At 45.2% G+C, this 13,995-nt stretch carries 15 protein-coding genes; 7 read left to right on the top strand and 8 right to left on the bottom strand.

The genetic code is table 11. The annotated features are described in order from the left end of the window. Positions 1-3 precede the first annotated feature (3 nt). Positions 4-1,098 carry a C1 family peptidase gene (locus FHS57_RS06290; protein WP_183972029.1) on the bottom strand — a complete coding sequence of 365 codons (1,095 nt, stop codon included), beginning with the start codon at positions 1,096-1,098 and terminating at the stop codon, positions 4-6. Positions 1,099-1,302: 204 nt separating this feature from the next. Here FHS57_RS06290 and FHS57_RS06285 point away from each other — a divergent pair, with 204 nt between their 5' ends. The 3 genes from FHS57_RS06285 (at position 1,303) to FHS57_RS06275 (ending at position 4,000) form a co-directional block, all read left to right on the top strand. Next, positions 1,303-2,307 carry a Gfo/Idh/MocA family protein gene (locus FHS57_RS06285; protein ID WP_183972028.1) on the top strand — a complete coding sequence of 335 codons (1,005 nt, stop codon included), beginning with the start codon at positions 1,303-1,305 and terminating at the stop codon, positions 2,305-2,307. A 3-nt stretch (positions 2,308-2,310) separates the two neighbouring features. Further along, entirely contained in the window at positions 2,311-3,168 is an 858-nt protein-coding gene (locus FHS57_RS06280) for a LytTR family transcriptional regulator DNA-binding domain-containing protein (protein WP_310586976.1), read from the top strand. 118 nt (positions 3,169-3,286) lie between these two features. Continuing rightward, positions 3,287-4,000: a DUF8737 domain-containing protein gene (locus tag FHS57_RS06275; protein WP_183972027.1), complete on the top strand. Its 714-nt coding sequence runs from the start codon at positions 3,287-3,289 to the stop codon at positions 3,998-4,000. On the opposite strand, the gene FHS57_RS06270 is transcribed toward FHS57_RS06275, so the two are convergent. From FHS57_RS06270 to FHS57_RS06255, 4 genes are all read right to left on the bottom strand, one after another. Next, positions 3,982-5,679, bottom strand: a complete 1,698-nt coding sequence (locus tag FHS57_RS06270; RefSeq protein ID WP_183972026.1) for an ATP-binding protein — start codon at positions 5,677-5,679, stop codon at positions 3,982-3,984. The genes FHS57_RS06275 and FHS57_RS06270 overlap by 19 nt on opposite strands. A 102-nt stretch (positions 5,680-5,781) precedes the next feature. Next, positions 5,782-6,912 (bottom strand): sensor protein KdpD, encoded by a 1,131-nt coding sequence (locus FHS57_RS06265; protein ID WP_183972025.1) that lies wholly within the window; start codon positions 6,910-6,912, stop codon positions 5,782-5,784. Positions 6,913-6,916: 4 nt separating this feature from the next. Beyond that, entirely contained in the window at positions 6,917-7,990 is a 1,074-nt protein-coding gene (locus FHS57_RS06260) for a porin (protein ID WP_183972024.1), read from the bottom strand. 21 nt (positions 7,991-8,011) lie between these two features. Further along, positions 8,012-8,575 carry a K(+)-transporting ATPase subunit C gene (locus FHS57_RS06255; protein WP_183972023.1) on the bottom strand — a complete coding sequence of 188 codons (564 nt, stop codon included), beginning with the start codon at positions 8,573-8,575 and terminating at the stop codon, positions 8,012-8,014. A 34-nt stretch (positions 8,576-8,609) separates the two neighbouring features. On the opposite strand from FHS57_RS06255, the gene FHS57_RS06250 reads away from it, so the two are divergent. Both FHS57_RS06250 and FHS57_RS06245 read left to right on the top strand, forming a co-directional pair. Next, positions 8,610-8,867, top strand: a complete 258-nt coding sequence (locus FHS57_RS06250) for a hypothetical protein (RefSeq protein WP_183972022.1) — start codon at positions 8,610-8,612, stop codon at positions 8,865-8,867. Between the two features lie 12 nt (positions 8,868-8,879). After that, the gene (locus tag FHS57_RS06245) at positions 8,880-9,128 is read left to right on the top strand and encodes a Txe/YoeB family addiction module toxin (protein ID WP_183972261.1); all 249 of its coding nucleotides are present in this window, start codon (positions 8,880-8,882) and stop codon (positions 9,126-9,128) included. 17 nt (positions 9,129-9,145) lie between these two features. Here FHS57_RS06245 and kdpB read toward each other — a convergent pair whose 3' ends face one another. Continuing rightward, positions 9,146-11,203 (bottom strand): potassium-transporting ATPase subunit KdpB, encoded by a 2,058-nt coding sequence (gene kdpB, locus FHS57_RS06240; RefSeq protein ID WP_183972021.1) that lies wholly within the window; start codon positions 11,201-11,203, stop codon positions 9,146-9,148. Positions 11,204-11,238: 35 nt separating this feature from the next. Here kdpB and FHS57_RS06235 point away from each other — a divergent pair, with 35 nt between their 5' ends. Both FHS57_RS06235 and FHS57_RS06230 read left to right on the top strand, forming a co-directional pair. Further along, positions 11,239-11,562, top strand: coding sequence for a hypothetical protein (locus tag FHS57_RS06235; protein ID WP_183972020.1), 324 nt, complete (start codon positions 11,239-11,241; stop codon positions 11,560-11,562). Further along, complete coding sequence (locus FHS57_RS06230) at positions 11,559-11,906, top strand: toxin-antitoxin system TumE family protein (protein WP_183972019.1); 348 nt, start codon at positions 11,559-11,561, stop codon at positions 11,904-11,906. The genes FHS57_RS06235 and FHS57_RS06230 overlap by 4 nt, the downstream gene beginning before the upstream one ends. Here the strand turns inward: FHS57_RS06230 and kdpA are convergent. Together kdpA and FHS57_RS06220 are read right to left on the bottom strand one after the other, a co-directional pair. After that, entirely contained in the window at positions 11,893-13,635 is a 1,743-nt protein-coding gene (gene kdpA, locus FHS57_RS06225; RefSeq protein WP_183972018.1) for a potassium-transporting ATPase subunit KdpA, read from the bottom strand. The genes FHS57_RS06230 and kdpA overlap by 14 nt on opposite strands. Before the next feature lie 10 nt (positions 13,636-13,645). Continuing rightward, on the bottom strand, positions 13,646-13,726 hold the full coding sequence (locus FHS57_RS06220) for a potassium-transporting ATPase subunit F (RefSeq protein WP_183972260.1): 81 nt from the start codon (positions 13,724-13,726) through the stop codon (positions 13,646-13,648). Positions 13,727-13,995 lie beyond the last annotated feature (269 nt).

The raw sequence follows: 13,995 nt of genomic DNA, 5'->3' as shown, positions 1-13,995 counted from the left end.
AAGTTATTCCGTCACCTCATAGCTATAATTTTCATCGAGGGCGTATTCGAGGCAAAGCTCGTCGAGGGCTTCTAAAAACGATTCGTAATCTTCGGTGAGGATTTCGAAGCTAGACATTTCAATGTAAATACAGTCGTCTTCTTCAGTTTCTTCGTATTCAAAATAGAAATCTTCTTCCGATTCTACGTATTCGAGGCAAAGCTCTTCGAGCGCAGACGCAAAGTCTTCTACGTCGTCGGAAGATTCTAATTCGACCCAAAATTCTTCCAAGTACGTTAAACCCTCTTTTGCAAAATACGATTCTTCGTCATCAGAGGCAATGTCTTCGCTGAAGTCTAAGTTTTCGACTGCTTTGATAATCCAAGAATCATGGGCATTCAAATCTTGGTGGATGATGTAGTCGTAAGGAATGTAGCAGTAGCCGCTGTCTCCCCACTCTTCACCCCATGAGTTGCGGACAATAAATCGCTGGTCAGGGTCTGAATAGCCCACGCACAACATAGCGTGCCAGCCGTGCGTTTCGCGTTCGGTCTCGCGCGCACGAGGCAGGGGCACTCGGCCTTTGTTGGTCGTGGCGGAGTCAAATGAGTTAAAAGTATTGAGGGCAAAAGCAATGGGATAGCCTTGGGCGAGGGTTTGTTTCCACAGTTCGAGGTCGGTTTCGAGGTATTCTTCCTCCACTACTTTAAACAAACTCGCTTGGTTGTAAGAGTCTTCATCGGGTTCTTCGAGAATCATTTCTTCGTCGTTTGCCCAGTAGTCTTCGGAGCAAGCTCCGTATTCTTTTAGGGCTTCAATTGCCGCTGTCATGGTGGTACCTTCGTCTTCGCTTTCCATTCCTTCCACGGAGCGGGCATTGTAATAAATAAAAAGCCTACTTACATCGCCTGCTTCACCGAGCGTTCTTTTGGCGAGGTACTCGTAGGCGCCCGCAAAGGCATTGGCCACGCAGCTGTTTCCTACTTGGTATTCGATAGAAGTTAGGAAATTTCGTAGGTCAACTTTGGGAGGAAGGGATTGTTTTTTAGCCACTTTTCGATACGTGGTATTGTCAGGGACACTACCTGCTCGGTAGCCGCCAATCTTGGGTTTGGGCATAGTTGGGTAAAGGTTAGTTGAAAAACCAAAGTTAAATAATTCAGCAGATATTCATAGGTAGCATCCTCCATACCAGTCATTTTGTTACGTTAAAAGGATATTTCAATATAAAAACTGAGCAAAATGTGATTTTACAAGCATCGAAATGCCTTTTTTTGCGTATCTATACGAAAAGATTAACAAAAACAGACTAAAAGAAAGGTTATGATACGTTGGGGAATAATCGGGCCTGGGCGGATTGCTCATAAATTTGCTCAAGATTTAAAGCATGTCGAAGGAGCGGTTCTGATGGCGGTTGCATCGCGCGACAAAGGACGGGCGGAAACATTTGCCAATGAATACGGAGCTAAATATGCCTATGGTAGCTACGACGAAATAGTGGCTTGCCCTGAGTTAGATGTGGTTTATATTGCGTCGCCGCACGTATTTCATTTTGAACATACGCTACTTTGTCTAAGCGCAAATATTCCTGTACTGTGCGAAAAGCCGTTTGCGATGAATAGGTTGCAGGTGGAGACGATGGTGGAATCGGCGCGAATGAGAAATACTTTTTTGATGGAAGCCTTTTGGACGCGCTTTTTGCCATGGACCCATAAAATGCTCGAAATCATTGAGTCGGGGGCCATTGGGAAAGTGATGGGCTTAAAAGCGGATTTTGGTTTTCGGGCAAACCAAGATTTGACGCAACGTGCCTACAACAAAGACCTTGGTGGAGGAGCACTGCTTGACATTGGTATTTATCCTGTGTTTTTGGCATACTTAGTTTTTGGGATGCCTTACGAAATTGCGTCGCACTGTACGTTTGCCGAAACAAAAGTGGATGAGTCCACTGGGATGACATTGACCTATCGCGATGGTAGTTTCGCTTTTTTAAGCTGCACTTTTAGGGCTGAAACTACTTCTGATGCGGTTATTTATGGTGAGAAAGGCATGATTTTTATTGAACCTCGTTGGCACGAAAGCAAGGCATTTACGGTCAAATACCAAGATGGAACGACCGAGCGCTTCACTTTTGATCGTCCGACGTGGGGCTACCAATACGAAATAGAAGAAGTAAATATTTGTTTGAGGGAAGGAAGAAAAGAAAGTGATTGGTGGACATTGAGAGATAGCCTGAACCTAATCCAAATTTTGGACGCTGTTCGTAATACCATGGAGTTGGTTTATGAAGACCACGATGATGTACCTACAAGACCGTTTAAGCTTTGATTTGTGAGCGGAAAGGTAGTATCGAGGTGGCAAGACTGGATGGCAAGGGGTATTTTTGTGCCTATTGCTGCTTTTGTGGCATCTCATGTGGTATTTACCAAGCGCTTCCCCTGGCAAGAAGATTATGCTTTTCCATGGCCTTATTTCCTGACAGTTGCTACGGTGATGCTGTCATGTTGGGAAATAAATCTACGTTTGTTTTGGTGGTTAGATGCATCGCTTCCATTTTATATCAACCCATTGAAGCGAATTGCTCGGCAATTAGCTTTTAATGGGGGGGCAACATTGCTGACGTTTCTGCTTGTTTTTCCACTGGCTCAGCGGGTGTATGTGGGGCATTGGCCTGCATTTGCGTTGCTGTTTACGGGGGTAATCGTTTGTTTTACCATTGCAATTGTTGTGAACGGGGCTTATATCTCCCTTTATTTACTCCAAACGATTTATTGGCAAAAAACGAATTCTTCCCCCGAAAAACTACCTGTGGCATCGCAAAAATCGTTGATTCGAGTAGCGACGCCTCACGGGCAGTTGATGGTACAGCCCGCAGAAATAGCCTATTTTTATTCTTCAGGCGGGGTGATTTTATTAGTGAAAGCAGATGGTAGCAAACACACAACAAGTTATGCCTCTTTGATAACATTGTCCGAGGAATTGGGCGTTTATTCGTGTTTTTTTGTCATTAGTCGCCAATTCGTAGTTTATGTCAATGCCATAAAAGCGGTAAAGGAGGAAGCCAATCGAAAGCTAATAGTTTCCTTAGTACCTGCATTGCGACAAGTGGATGCCACCGAAGAGGTGGTGGTGAGTCGCTATCGAAGTGGTGAGTTTAAAAAATGGCTAGAAAAAGCGGCTTCCACCTGACCATTCATCCCCAAAATCGCTACCGTTCGTTTTTTAAAGGATAAATCTGCTCTACACTTCGCCAAAAACTACGGTTACTTTGGCTGGGTAATAACGCCCAAACTTTGACCGTTGAATAATGCAGGCTAATCTTGATTTTTTTCCAATTCCCATTTCTGATGGGCTTTCTTGGGCCTTTGGGAGTGTAGTTATCTGTTTTGGATGGTTTGTTTGTCGCCTGTTGCGCACCGTTTCACGGCGTATTGCCTCCTACTTTTTGGTAGTTGGCTTGGCGTGGTTGGGTATGCTTTGGGGGCTTGCTCAAACCCCCTTTTTTGCTCAGTTGGATGCCAAGCCTCCGCGCTTTTTGGTGGTCTTAGTCCCGCCTATGGCATTCGTTACCTCCTTGTTTTTAACCCGCCAAGGGCGGTATTTTCTTGACCAACTTCCGCTGAAACCGTTGACTTGGCTGCATACCTTTCGAGTGGCCGTAGAGGTATCACTTTGGTATTTGTTTTTGGAGCATCAAATCCCACAAATGATGACGTTTGAAGGTTATAATTGGGATATTTTGGCGGGGATTACTGCACCACTACTCGTATGGTATCTTCAACGTGGCACATTGTCTCGGTGGGTTGTGTTGGCGTGGAACCTAGTGGCGTTGGGCTTGCTAGTAAACATTGTAGGCATGGCGCTTCTGTCGGCCCCGTTGCCATTTCAGCAATTAAACTTTGCTCAGCCCAATGTGGGTGTATTCAAATCAACGTTCATTTGGTTGCCAGGGTTTGTAGTTCCTGTGGTATTTTGGGCGCATTTGGTGGCTATTCGGCGGATTTATGCCACAGGCAATTGAAACCAAAAGCGGCTGCCCAGACCAATTTCACTTTCGACCCCAATGTTTCCTTTTTGGGCTTCGATAAACTCTTTCGAAATGGCCAACCCGAGCCCCGTACCTGCTTTGCTTTGGCCGTTGGAGGGCACTTGAAAATAGCGTTCAAAGACCCGTTGTTGGTATTTGGGGTCGATGCCTTTGCCCAAGTCTTTGACCGAAAATTCAATGCAATTAGTTTTTGAACTGGGTTTTACTTCTACTTCAATGATTGATTTTTCGGGGCTGTGACGGATGGCGTTGGAAAGAAAGTTTAACAATACCCAAGTGGTTTTGTCCGAATCGGCTTGAACCAAAGGTAGCGTCGATGGTATCTGTACTTGAATGTCGATTTGTTTTTGGGAAGCAAAAAACTGAAGGGCTTCCACGGCGGGAGTCACGATTTCGGTGGGTGAAACGCTCCTAAAATTGAGTTGAAGATTGCCCGTCTCTACCTGCGATAAATCAAGTAATTCGCCCGTAATCTTGAGTAATCGTTGGCTGTCTTCTTGAATCTGGGTGACAAGTAGTTTTTGTTCGTCGTTAAGGTTGCCAATGCGGTCGTTTTCGAGCAATTTTAAGCTCATTTTTATACTAGCAATGGGCGTTTTAAGCTCGTGCGAAATGGTGGCAATAAAATTGGTTTTGGCTTGGTCGAGGTCATGAAAAGGCGTAATGTTTTTGAGAACGATGACTTTACCCAAACGTTTTTCTTCATTGGTGACCTCCAACGTTTCTTTTGAAAAGTAGCTTTCGCGTTCATTGGCGAAAATCTTGAGTGGTTTGGCCGTCGGTTCGTTGTTGAGAAGGCTACGAAGTAAGTCATTTTTGAGGGCAATATCGGGGGCGTATCTTCCTACAATTTGAACGGCATCAAGCCCGAGCATGGTGGCTGCGACTGAGTTGATAAACAACAAATGATTGTGCTCATCAAGCCCGATGATGGCGTCGTTCATTTGGTTGATGATGGTTTCGGTACGGCGTTTTTCAAACAAAACCCTCGCCAAACTGCTGTGTTCGTATTCATCGAGCTTTTGTGCCATTTGATTGAACGCTTTGGCCATTTCGCCTAGTTCATCGTTGCGTTCTACACCTAGGCGAGGTTCGTAATTTTTGCGGGTAATTTCGCGTAAACCTTCGGTAAGCTGCTGTATTGGGTCAGAAATATACCGAGGGAAGTTAATAATAAACGAAAAGGCAATGAGTGCACAAAACGTGGCGATGAAAACCAAGTAGGAATAGATTTCGTCAGCCATTTTTTTGACCTGTTCGTTTTTTTGAAAAATGGATTGCATGTTGAGTTGAACAATCGTATTCAGCTGTTTGTTGATAAGTCCAATGCGGCTGCTGTCTCGGGTAGTCCGAAACGCATTAAAATGGTTGCGAACTTGTCGAGTGCTTTCTCCTTCCCCGAGCTCCGTAATGTTGCGTTCTTGTTGAAGGAGAGCTTCATTAAACGATTGAAAATCTTCGGATTTCCAGTTGTTTTCGTCGATGATTCCACGCATCGCGCGAGCGTACTCAAGCGAAATGTAATTGTCTTTTAAAATCCCTTGGGCTTCTTGAGACAGTTTTTGCAGGTACCAAGCGCCTAACCCGCCAAGGAGAAGTATCACGACGAATAAAAAGCCAAGTGCTAGGCGTAATTTTACTTTGAGTTTCATGGAGAGGGTTCTATTAGGGTAAGACGATAGTCAGACCAACGGTTTCGGTCTGACTGTCGTCTTACCTTTTTTGCGATTTCGGTCTGACTGTCGTCTGACCTTTTAGCTGATAACAATTAAGTCAATGTCTTTGTCGGCTACTTTTTGGAGCAATTTATGAAAGAGCGAGTTTCCCGTTACGCTTCTCCAAAAACCCTCGTGTGGTTTGCCGATGCAAATGTTCGTGCTGTTTTGTTTTTGGGCCATGTCAAAAATAGCTTGCACTACGTCGTCGCTTTTTATACGTACGACTTCGCCGCCTAGTTCGGTGGCTAATTTAAAATTATTTATCAGGTGCCGTTGCGCTGCTAACCCAATTTTGTCGGCATCTTCTTTGGAGGTTTGCACGTAAAGAACGCACCATTTTCCTTGGTAATAACTGGCCAAACGGGCCGTTTTTCGTAAAATCTTGCGGGCAATTTCGTGGTTAGAACTGATGCAGGCCAGAAATCGTTCGGAACGAAGTCCCACTTTTTGAACGACTTCCGTTTCCACTTTTCGCTCTACCTGCGAGGCCACTTCTTTGAGAGCCAACTCCCGCAACTGCAAGATTTTTTCGGCCTGAAAGAAATGGTTTAGCGCCGTCTCTACCTTCGATTTATCGTAGATTTTGCCTTCTTTGAGCCGAGTGATAAGTTCATCGGCGGTGAGGTCAATGTTTACGACTTCGTTGGCCTGCTGCAAAAGGCTGTCGGGCACGGTCTCTTTTACTTCAATGCCCGTAATGTTAAACACCTCTTCGTTGAGACTTTCTAAATGCTGAATATTAACGGCCGAGATAACATTAATGCCCGCATTGAGAATGTCGAGTACGTCTTGCCAGCGCTTTTCATTTTTTGACCCTTGAATATTGGTATGTGCCAACTCATCCACCACTACCACTTCGGGATGCAGGTTGAGGATGGCCTGCACGTCCATTTCTTCTAATTCTTTTCCACGGTAAAAAACGGTACGGTGCGGAACCATCGGCAGCCCTTCTAGCAATGCGTGGGTTTCGGCGCGGCGGTGGGTTTCGATAAATCCGATTTTAACATTGACGCCGTGCCGCAAAAGCGTGTGTGCTTCTTGCAACATGCGGTAGGTTTTGCCAACGCCCGCACTCATGCCAATATACACTTTGAACTTACCCCGCTTTGATTTTTGAATCAGGTCGAGGAAATAAGCCGCGTTGGGTTCGGGTGGTTGAGCGGGCATAAGGTTAAAAGGAAAGGGCTAAAGAGGTGGTCAATGTAAAATTTTGACGAGTGATCGTTCCGTGCTTTTCAAAAATCGCATCTTTACTTTGTAGGTTTCTGGCTTCTATCCGCCACGCAACGTTGGGAAGTGGTACAAAGTCAAGGTTGCACGAAAAACCATTAGTGACAAACCCATTAGGTGTTCCTGTCGCAATAACGACCCCCGTTTTATCGGTGTAGTTTTCGATTCTTCCCGCGATGACCCATTTGGGGTGCGCTTGGTATTTGAGAACAACCGCCCAACTACTCCATGGGTCGTACTGTGAGGAACCCGTTTGCCGTTGTTCCATTCCATAATCAATGTCTGCGATAATGCCCCATTGGGGAGTTAACTGAACAATCCCGTAAAAATTATGAAAGAAACGGTTTCGGTTAGCATCATCGGGGCGACTTCCCAAAAAAGTACTAGAGTTGAGCGTGACGTTTGCGGTGGGTTTGAACGTTACTTGCGTACCTATTGCCAGCCGCGTATTTCCGTCGGGGCGACGCATTTGTTGCCAGCCGTTGAGAATTAATCCTGACACCAACCATTTTTCATTGGGGGAAGTGTAGCCAATTTTTGCCCCTGTTTCGTAGTAAGGCGTATTGTCGGCCATGAGGCTGCGGGTTAGAGCCCAACAATCTTTCGAAACGGCACTTTCAAAACCAATGTGCGATGAAAATACGCCCATATCGAGCCAAAGTTGTCGGTTTTTGGAAAGCTTAATCCCTACATTGGCTTCGTAAATGTTGCGTAAAGTGGCAGGTTCGGCCGCTAAGTTAGCGTTGGAATATGTCCCTGCCATGAGTGCCAGGTTTGCGCGCAATTGTTGCGACGTATAAGCCGCTTTTACAAAACCTAAATTGATGTTAAACTCATTGTGACGGTTGTGACTATAGATAAACGATGGACGTTCATTGCGGACAGGCTGATTGAAGTCATAGCTGTAATAGGCTTCTACGTAGCCACTTATGCTTAGTCTGGACGTAGAATCATGTTGCGCAAAAAGAGAGAATAGGGGTAAGCCTGCGAGGAGAGCAATTAAGAGCGATTTCATCTTGATTTTTGGAAAAATGACCTATTTCAATTGGTCTAATGCGATATTAAGTGCTAAAATATTGACTTTGTCGGGGCCAAACAACCCTAGCCAAGGGGATTCGGTATGGGTCTGAACAAGGTCTTTTACTTGAGTTTCTGATAAATGACGGATGTTAGCAATACGAGGTACTTGAATATAGGCTGCTTGGGGCGACAAATGAGGGTCAAGCCCGCTGCCCGAAGCGGTAACCAATTCAGCAGGAATGTTAGCCTTTTTGACAGCAGGGTTGTGTACTAAAAATGTATCGATACGTGCCTGCACTTGTGCAAGGTATTCGGGATTGGAAGGACCTTTGTTGGAGCCTCCCGAGCCAGCGGCATTGTACTCAACCGCCGAAGGACGCGACCAAAAATAGGCATCATGAGTGAATTTTTGACCTACTTTGGCAAAACCAACCACCCGACCGTTGGCAGAAATTGTCTCGCCACGGCCTTGGGCAGGAGCTACCAACGCAGCTCCCCAAACGAGTAAAGGATAAATAACGACCAAAAGCACAAAGGTGGTGAGGGTCATAATAACGGCAGAAAAAAAGTGCGTTTTCATCTTTTTTTATAATTTTGAAGAAAAGAAATTCAACATGGAAACAATCATTAAAATACGCCCATCGGAATTGACGGTTAATCTGCTAGAGAAGTTACAATACCTACTTAAAGGAAATGACAACTACGAGATTACAATTCAGGTGGCCGAAAAACCATCCCGCTCATCCTTACGTTTAGAGACCAAAGATGAGTATAAAGAACGGCTGGATAAAGCAATCAGTAATGTAGAAAAAGGCGAAAGCGTGGTGGCTTTTTCATTGGAAGAGTTTTCTAAGTTATCTGGTTCGCTTTAGTTTATGTGAAACATTTACTTTGATTCGAGTGCCTACAAAGATTATGTTGACTGGTCTAAGCTGAATCAGGAAGTTTTTAATAAGATTAATGACCTGATTTTTGACATTACACGTGACCCTTTCAGAGGAATAGGCAAACCAGAACCATTGAAGGGTAACTGGACAGGTTACTGGAGTCGTCGTATTAACAGTGAACATCGACTGATTTATAAGGTTGATAATGAAAAAGTGTCAATCGTAAGTTGTCATGGGCATTACTAACGAGAGGGGTTTTTGCCCTAAACAAGACTCCCCACCAATAAATCAATGAGTTTGATGCCGATGAAAGGAATAATAAGTCCTCCCAAACCGTAAACTAGCAGGTTTCGACGAAGTAGCGCGCTTGCCCCAATCGGCTTGTAAGCTACCCCTTTTAATGCCAACGGAATAAGCATTGGGATGATGATTGCGTTGAAAATAACCGCCGATAAAATGGCACTTTCAGGACTACTGAGGTGCATGATGTTGAGCGATTGCAAGGCAGGAATGGACGTCATAAACAAGGCAGGCACAATGGCAAAGTACTTGGCGACGTCGTTGGCGATGGAAAAAGTCGTGAGGGTTCCGCGCGTCATCAAGAGTTGTTTGCCAATCTCTACAATTTCAATGAGTTTCGTTGGGTCATTGTCCAAATCCACCATATTTCCTGCTTCTTTGGCGGCTTGGGTGCCGCTGTTCATGGCTACACCTACGTCGGCTTGAGCAAGGGCGGGAGCGTCGTTGGTACCATCGCCCATCATGGCTACCAGTTTGCCGTTGGCTTGCTCGGCGCGGATGTAGTTCATCTTATCTTCGGGTTTTGCTTCGGCAATAAAATCATCTACCCCTGCGACTTGCGCAATGTACTTGGCCGTAAGCGGGTTGTCGCCCGTTACCATCACGGTTTTTACCCCCATTTTGCGCAATCGTTCAAAACGCTCTTGAATGCCAGGTTTAATCACATCTTGCAGCTCAATGACGCCTAGCACGCGCTCGTTTTCGGAAACCACCAGCGGAGTTCCTCCGTTGGATGCAATTTCGCGAACCTTCGCTGCCGTATCATCAGGAAAAGTATTGCCAGCTTGTTCTACCAATTGGCGAATGGCATCCTGCGCACCTTTCCGAATACGAACACCGTTAGGCAAGTTTACCCCCGAACAACGAGTTTCGGCCGTAAACGGGATAAATTCCCCCGTAGCCCCGCGCTGGGTTAGGGACGGTACGCCGCGCGGGTCAGCCAACTCAACAATGGATTTACCTTCAGGAGTGTCGTCGGACTGAGAGGCATAAAGAGCATACGTGACAAAATGTTCACTTTGAATGCCTGTGGTTGGCCAAAAATGGGTGGCCTTACGATTTCCAATGGTGATGGTTCCTGTTTTATCCAATAAGAGCGTATCCACGTCGCCAGCTGTTTCGACGGCTTTCCCCGATTTGGTAATGACATTAGCGCGGAGGGCGCGATCCATTCCTGCAATTCCAATCGCGGAGAGCAAACCGCCAATGGTGGTGGGAATCAGGCAGACAAACAACGAGATAAAAGCCGAGATGGGAATAGGCGTATTGGCGTAATCCGCAAAAGGTTTGAGGGTGACGCACACAATCACAAAAATGAGCGTGAACCCTGCCAACAGAATCGTAAGCGCAATTTCATTGGGCGTTTTTTGGCGGGAAGCCCCCTCCACCAACGCAATCATTTTGTCCAAAAAGCTTTCGCCTGGTTGGGTGGTGACTTTGACCTTGATTTGGTCGGAAAGAACTTTTGTCCCACCCGTCACCGACGATTTATCGCCACCTGCTTCCCGAATCACAGGAGCCGATTCGCCCGTGATGGCCGATTCGTCGATGGTTGCGAGTCCTTCGATAATCTCGCCGTCAGAAGGAATGATATCGCCTGCTTCGCAGACAAAAATATCCCCTTTGTTCAATTGCGAAGAAGGGATGATTTGTAGTTCATTGACCTTCATATTTCCTACAGGACGAATGACTTTCGCAGGCGTTTCTTCGCGGGTTTTACGGAGGCTATCGGCTTGGGCTTTTCCACGGGCTTCGGCCAAAGCTTCGGCGAAATTGGCAAAAAGAAGGGTAAGCAACAAGATGGCAAACACTAGGAAGTTGTACGTCAGACTACCTTGGGTAGTGTCGCCCCCGAAAGCGATTTGGAGGCAAACAAAAAACATCACTACTGTCCCTAACTCTACTGCAAACATGACGGGATTCCGAAACATCACAGTAGGGTTAAGTTTGATAAAGGATTCTATCAGAGCGGTTTTAGCCATTCCTCCTTGCAAGAGAGAGGAAGATTGAGAACGTTTCATATTTTTTGTAATTTTGAATAAAAAATTATACAGACATGACGACAAGTGAGATTGATGCGTATAATGCAATGGAAGAACTTGCCAATGGGCTTGGTTATATGAGTGTTTTTGATTTTACTAAAATTCAAATCAAAAATGTTACTCTGCAAAAAATCGCCTATTACCAAGCACGTGTTGATGGGTTTGAAAAGAAATATGGAATGAGATTTGAGGAGTTTCGCCAACGGGTAATTAATCCTTCTGATGCAGTTCTATCAAAATTTGGCATTATAGAAAAAGAAGATGATGACAATGATTGGGAAGATGCACTGGATTTCATACAAATCTATTCTAGGGCCTTACAACGAGTGATTCCATGAAAGAAATTATTGAAGAGTTCACTTCGGTAATTCTTAGGTTTACGGTTCATCGCGAGGGAATAAAAGGAGTAAAAGAAATAGAGCGTTGCCAAATTATATTTATTGATGCTACCCGTTTGGTAGTTTATCAGTCGGTACAAGGCACAAAGTTTAAGTACAGTTATCAGTGGATGGATTCCGAAAACCGAACGCTTTACCGATGGGATAATACCCCACATTTTCCTCAATTTTCTACATTCCCGTTTCATCGTCACGTTGGTGAATTTGAAATTGCTGAGCCTTTTGAACAAGTTGATTTAAAAGTAGTTTTGGAATTTATTAGTCCTCAACTTAGCGCAACGTAAAATACTCTGCCAAAGGCCCAAGTGCCAACGCTGGGAAAAACGACAACGCAGCGACAATGAAGATGACGGCCAATACCATAAAACCAAAGGTCGCGGTGTCGGTTTGGAGCGTTCCTGAGGATTCGGGAATGTACTTTTTGTTGGCCAAGATACCTGCTATCGCTACTGGGCCTATAATGGGCAAATAACGACTTAACAGTAAGACAATTCCGCACGTAATGTTCCAAAAAGGGTTGTTGTCGGCAAGCCCTTCAAAGCCTGAACCATTGTTGGCCGAAGACGAGGTGTATTCGTACAGCATTTCCGAAAATCCATGAAAGCCAGGGTTGTTGAGCCATCCAATGTTGGGGTTTTGAACAAAAACAAAGCTAGATAAAGCCGTAAACGCCAAAATCAAGAGCGTATGGAGCAAGGCGACCAGCGTGGCAATTTTCATTTCTTTTGCTTCTATTTTTTTGCCCAAAAATTCGGGTGTACGCCCTACCATCAGCCCCGAAATAAACACAGCAATGATGATAAAAATATAGAAATTGAGGAAACCAACGCCAACCCCACCGTAGAGCGCGTTGATCATCATGTCGAGCATCTGTAAAGCACCCGACAGTGGAGTCATGCTGTCGTGCATGGCATTGACCGAACCGTTGGAAGTGGCAGTCGTAGCCATTCCCCAAAACGCTGACGCGGCTGCTCCAAAACGAACTTCCTTGCCCTCCATACTTCCATGCGATTGGTCAATCCCCAATGCTGAAATAGCAGGGTTGCCTTGCATTTCGACGTAAACCGAAGCCCCCGCCATCAATAAAAAACCGAAGGTCATTACTCCAAAAATCATCCAAGCTAGTTTTTTGCGGTTGAGGTAGAAGCCTAACGCAAACACAAATGCAATAGGAATGAGAAGTATCAGGATGTTTTCGACGGCATTAGTGAAGTAGCTGGGGTTTTCTAAGGGGTGAGCTGAATTTACCCCAAACCAGCCACCTCCATTGGTTCCGATTTGCTTGATGGCAATCATGGCGGCGGCAGGCCCGCGCGATACTTGTACGGAATCGCCTTGCATCGTAACAATCGAGGCTTTCCCTTCCCAATTCATAGGAACACCATTAAATACAAGTAATAGTGCCGATACCAACGATAATGGAAGTAAAATACGGGTGCAAGATTTTAGGAAATACACGTAGAAATTTCCTAAACCCCTCTCTAAACCTCTCCCCTCTGAGGGAGAGGCTTTTTGACTTGAGAGGGATTGAGGGCTGGGTTTCATTGCTTTAAACACGATGGCGCCCGCAGCCATGCCCGTACCAGCGGTCACAAATTGCATAAACATTAACCCCGCAAGTTGCGAAAGATACGTGACCCCCGTTTCGCCTGAATAGTGCTGTAAATTACAGTTGACCAAAAATGAAACGGCGGTGTTAAAGGCTAAATCGGGGCTCATCGAAGGGTTGCCGTCGGGATTCAGTGGCAACCGGCCTTGGTTCATCAAAATAAACATCATCCAGAAAAACCAGAGGGAGTTGATGGTAAGCAGTGCGACAAGGTGTTCTTGCCACGTCATTTCCTTTTTGGGATTGATGCGGCAGATTTTATAAACCCATTCTTCGAGCGGAGACAGAAAGTCCAACCACGTGGGCTGACCTAAATAGACGTTGGCAATGTAGCGCCCGAGGGGCAATGCTAGCAGGACAGTCAAACCAAAAATAAGTGTGATACCGAGAAGTTCGTACAACATAGAAGTAGGATTAAAATTTTTCAGGCTTGAGCAGAACGTATAATAGGTAGCCAAAGACGGCCAAAGCGAGGATGAATAATAGAAGGAACATGAGGCTATCGTTTTGTTAAGTCAAAACCGCTTATGCGGACATAGCCATAGGTGCCAAAGCCGTGCCACAGCTTTTGGTGTTTTTATAAACGGCTTGTAATTAGGAAGTTGTCTGTTTAGTGGCGCTGAAAGGAGATAGGAGATTTTTTCAAAATGGAAAAAGAGTTTTTCATTTTGAAATTTTCAAGCGTATGTTGACAGGCTGAAGTGCGTTTCAGATTGATACCAATTTGATTGATGAAGAAGAAAAAATGTATGATTGTTGGTACT

The sequence above is a fragment of the Runella defluvii genome (assembly GCF_014195535.1).
In the GTDB taxonomy this organism is placed as follows: domain Bacteria; phylum Bacteroidota; class Bacteroidia; order Cytophagales; family Spirosomataceae; genus Runella; species Runella defluvii.
This window is presented reverse-complemented; position numbering and strand designations above follow the sequence as displayed.

Excerpts from the sequence above, each read along its gene's own strand:
- FHS57_RS06290 (WP_183972029.1), bottom strand. The coding sequence starts at position 1,098 with ATGCCCAAACCCAAGATTGGCGGCTACCGAGCAGGTAGTGTCCCTGAC.
- FHS57_RS06285 (WP_183972028.1), top strand. The coding sequence starts at position 1,303 with ATGATACGTTGGGGAATAATCGGGCCTGGGCGGATTGCTCATAAATTT.
- FHS57_RS06275 (WP_183972027.1), top strand. The coding sequence starts at position 3,287 with ATGCAGGCTAATCTTGATTTTTTTCCAATTCCCATTTCTGATGGGCTT.
- FHS57_RS06270 (WP_183972026.1), bottom strand. The coding sequence starts at position 5,679 with ATGAAACTCAAAGTAAAATTACGCCTAGCACTTGGCTTTTTATTCGTC.
- FHS57_RS06265 (WP_183972025.1), bottom strand. The coding sequence starts at position 6,912 with ATGCCCGCTCAACCACCCGAACCCAACGCGGCTTATTTCCTCGACCTG.
- FHS57_RS06260 (WP_183972024.1), bottom strand. The coding sequence starts at position 7,990 with ATGAAATCGCTCTTAATTGCTCTCCTCGCAGGCTTACCCCTATTCTCT.
- FHS57_RS06255 (WP_183972023.1), bottom strand. The coding sequence starts at position 8,575 with ATGAAAACGCACTTTTTTTCTGCCGTTATTATGACCCTCACCACCTTT.
- FHS57_RS06250 (WP_183972022.1), top strand. The coding sequence starts at position 8,610 with ATGGAAACAATCATTAAAATACGCCCATCGGAATTGACGGTTAATCTG.
- kdpB (WP_183972021.1), bottom strand. The coding sequence starts at position 11,203 with ATGAAACGTTCTCAATCTTCCTCTCTCTTGCAAGGAGGAATGGCTAAA.
- FHS57_RS06235 (WP_183972020.1), top strand. The coding sequence starts at position 11,239 with ATGACGACAAGTGAGATTGATGCGTATAATGCAATGGAAGAACTTGCC.
- FHS57_RS06230 (WP_183972019.1), top strand. The coding sequence starts at position 11,559 with ATGAAAGAAATTATTGAAGAGTTCACTTCGGTAATTCTTAGGTTTACG.
- kdpA (WP_183972018.1), bottom strand. The coding sequence starts at position 13,635 with ATGTTGTACGAACTTCTCGGTATCACACTTATTTTTGGTTTGACTGTC.
- FHS57_RS06220 (WP_183972260.1), bottom strand. The coding sequence starts at position 13,726 with ATGTTCCTTCTATTATTCATCCTCGCTTTGGCCGTCTTTGGCTACCTA.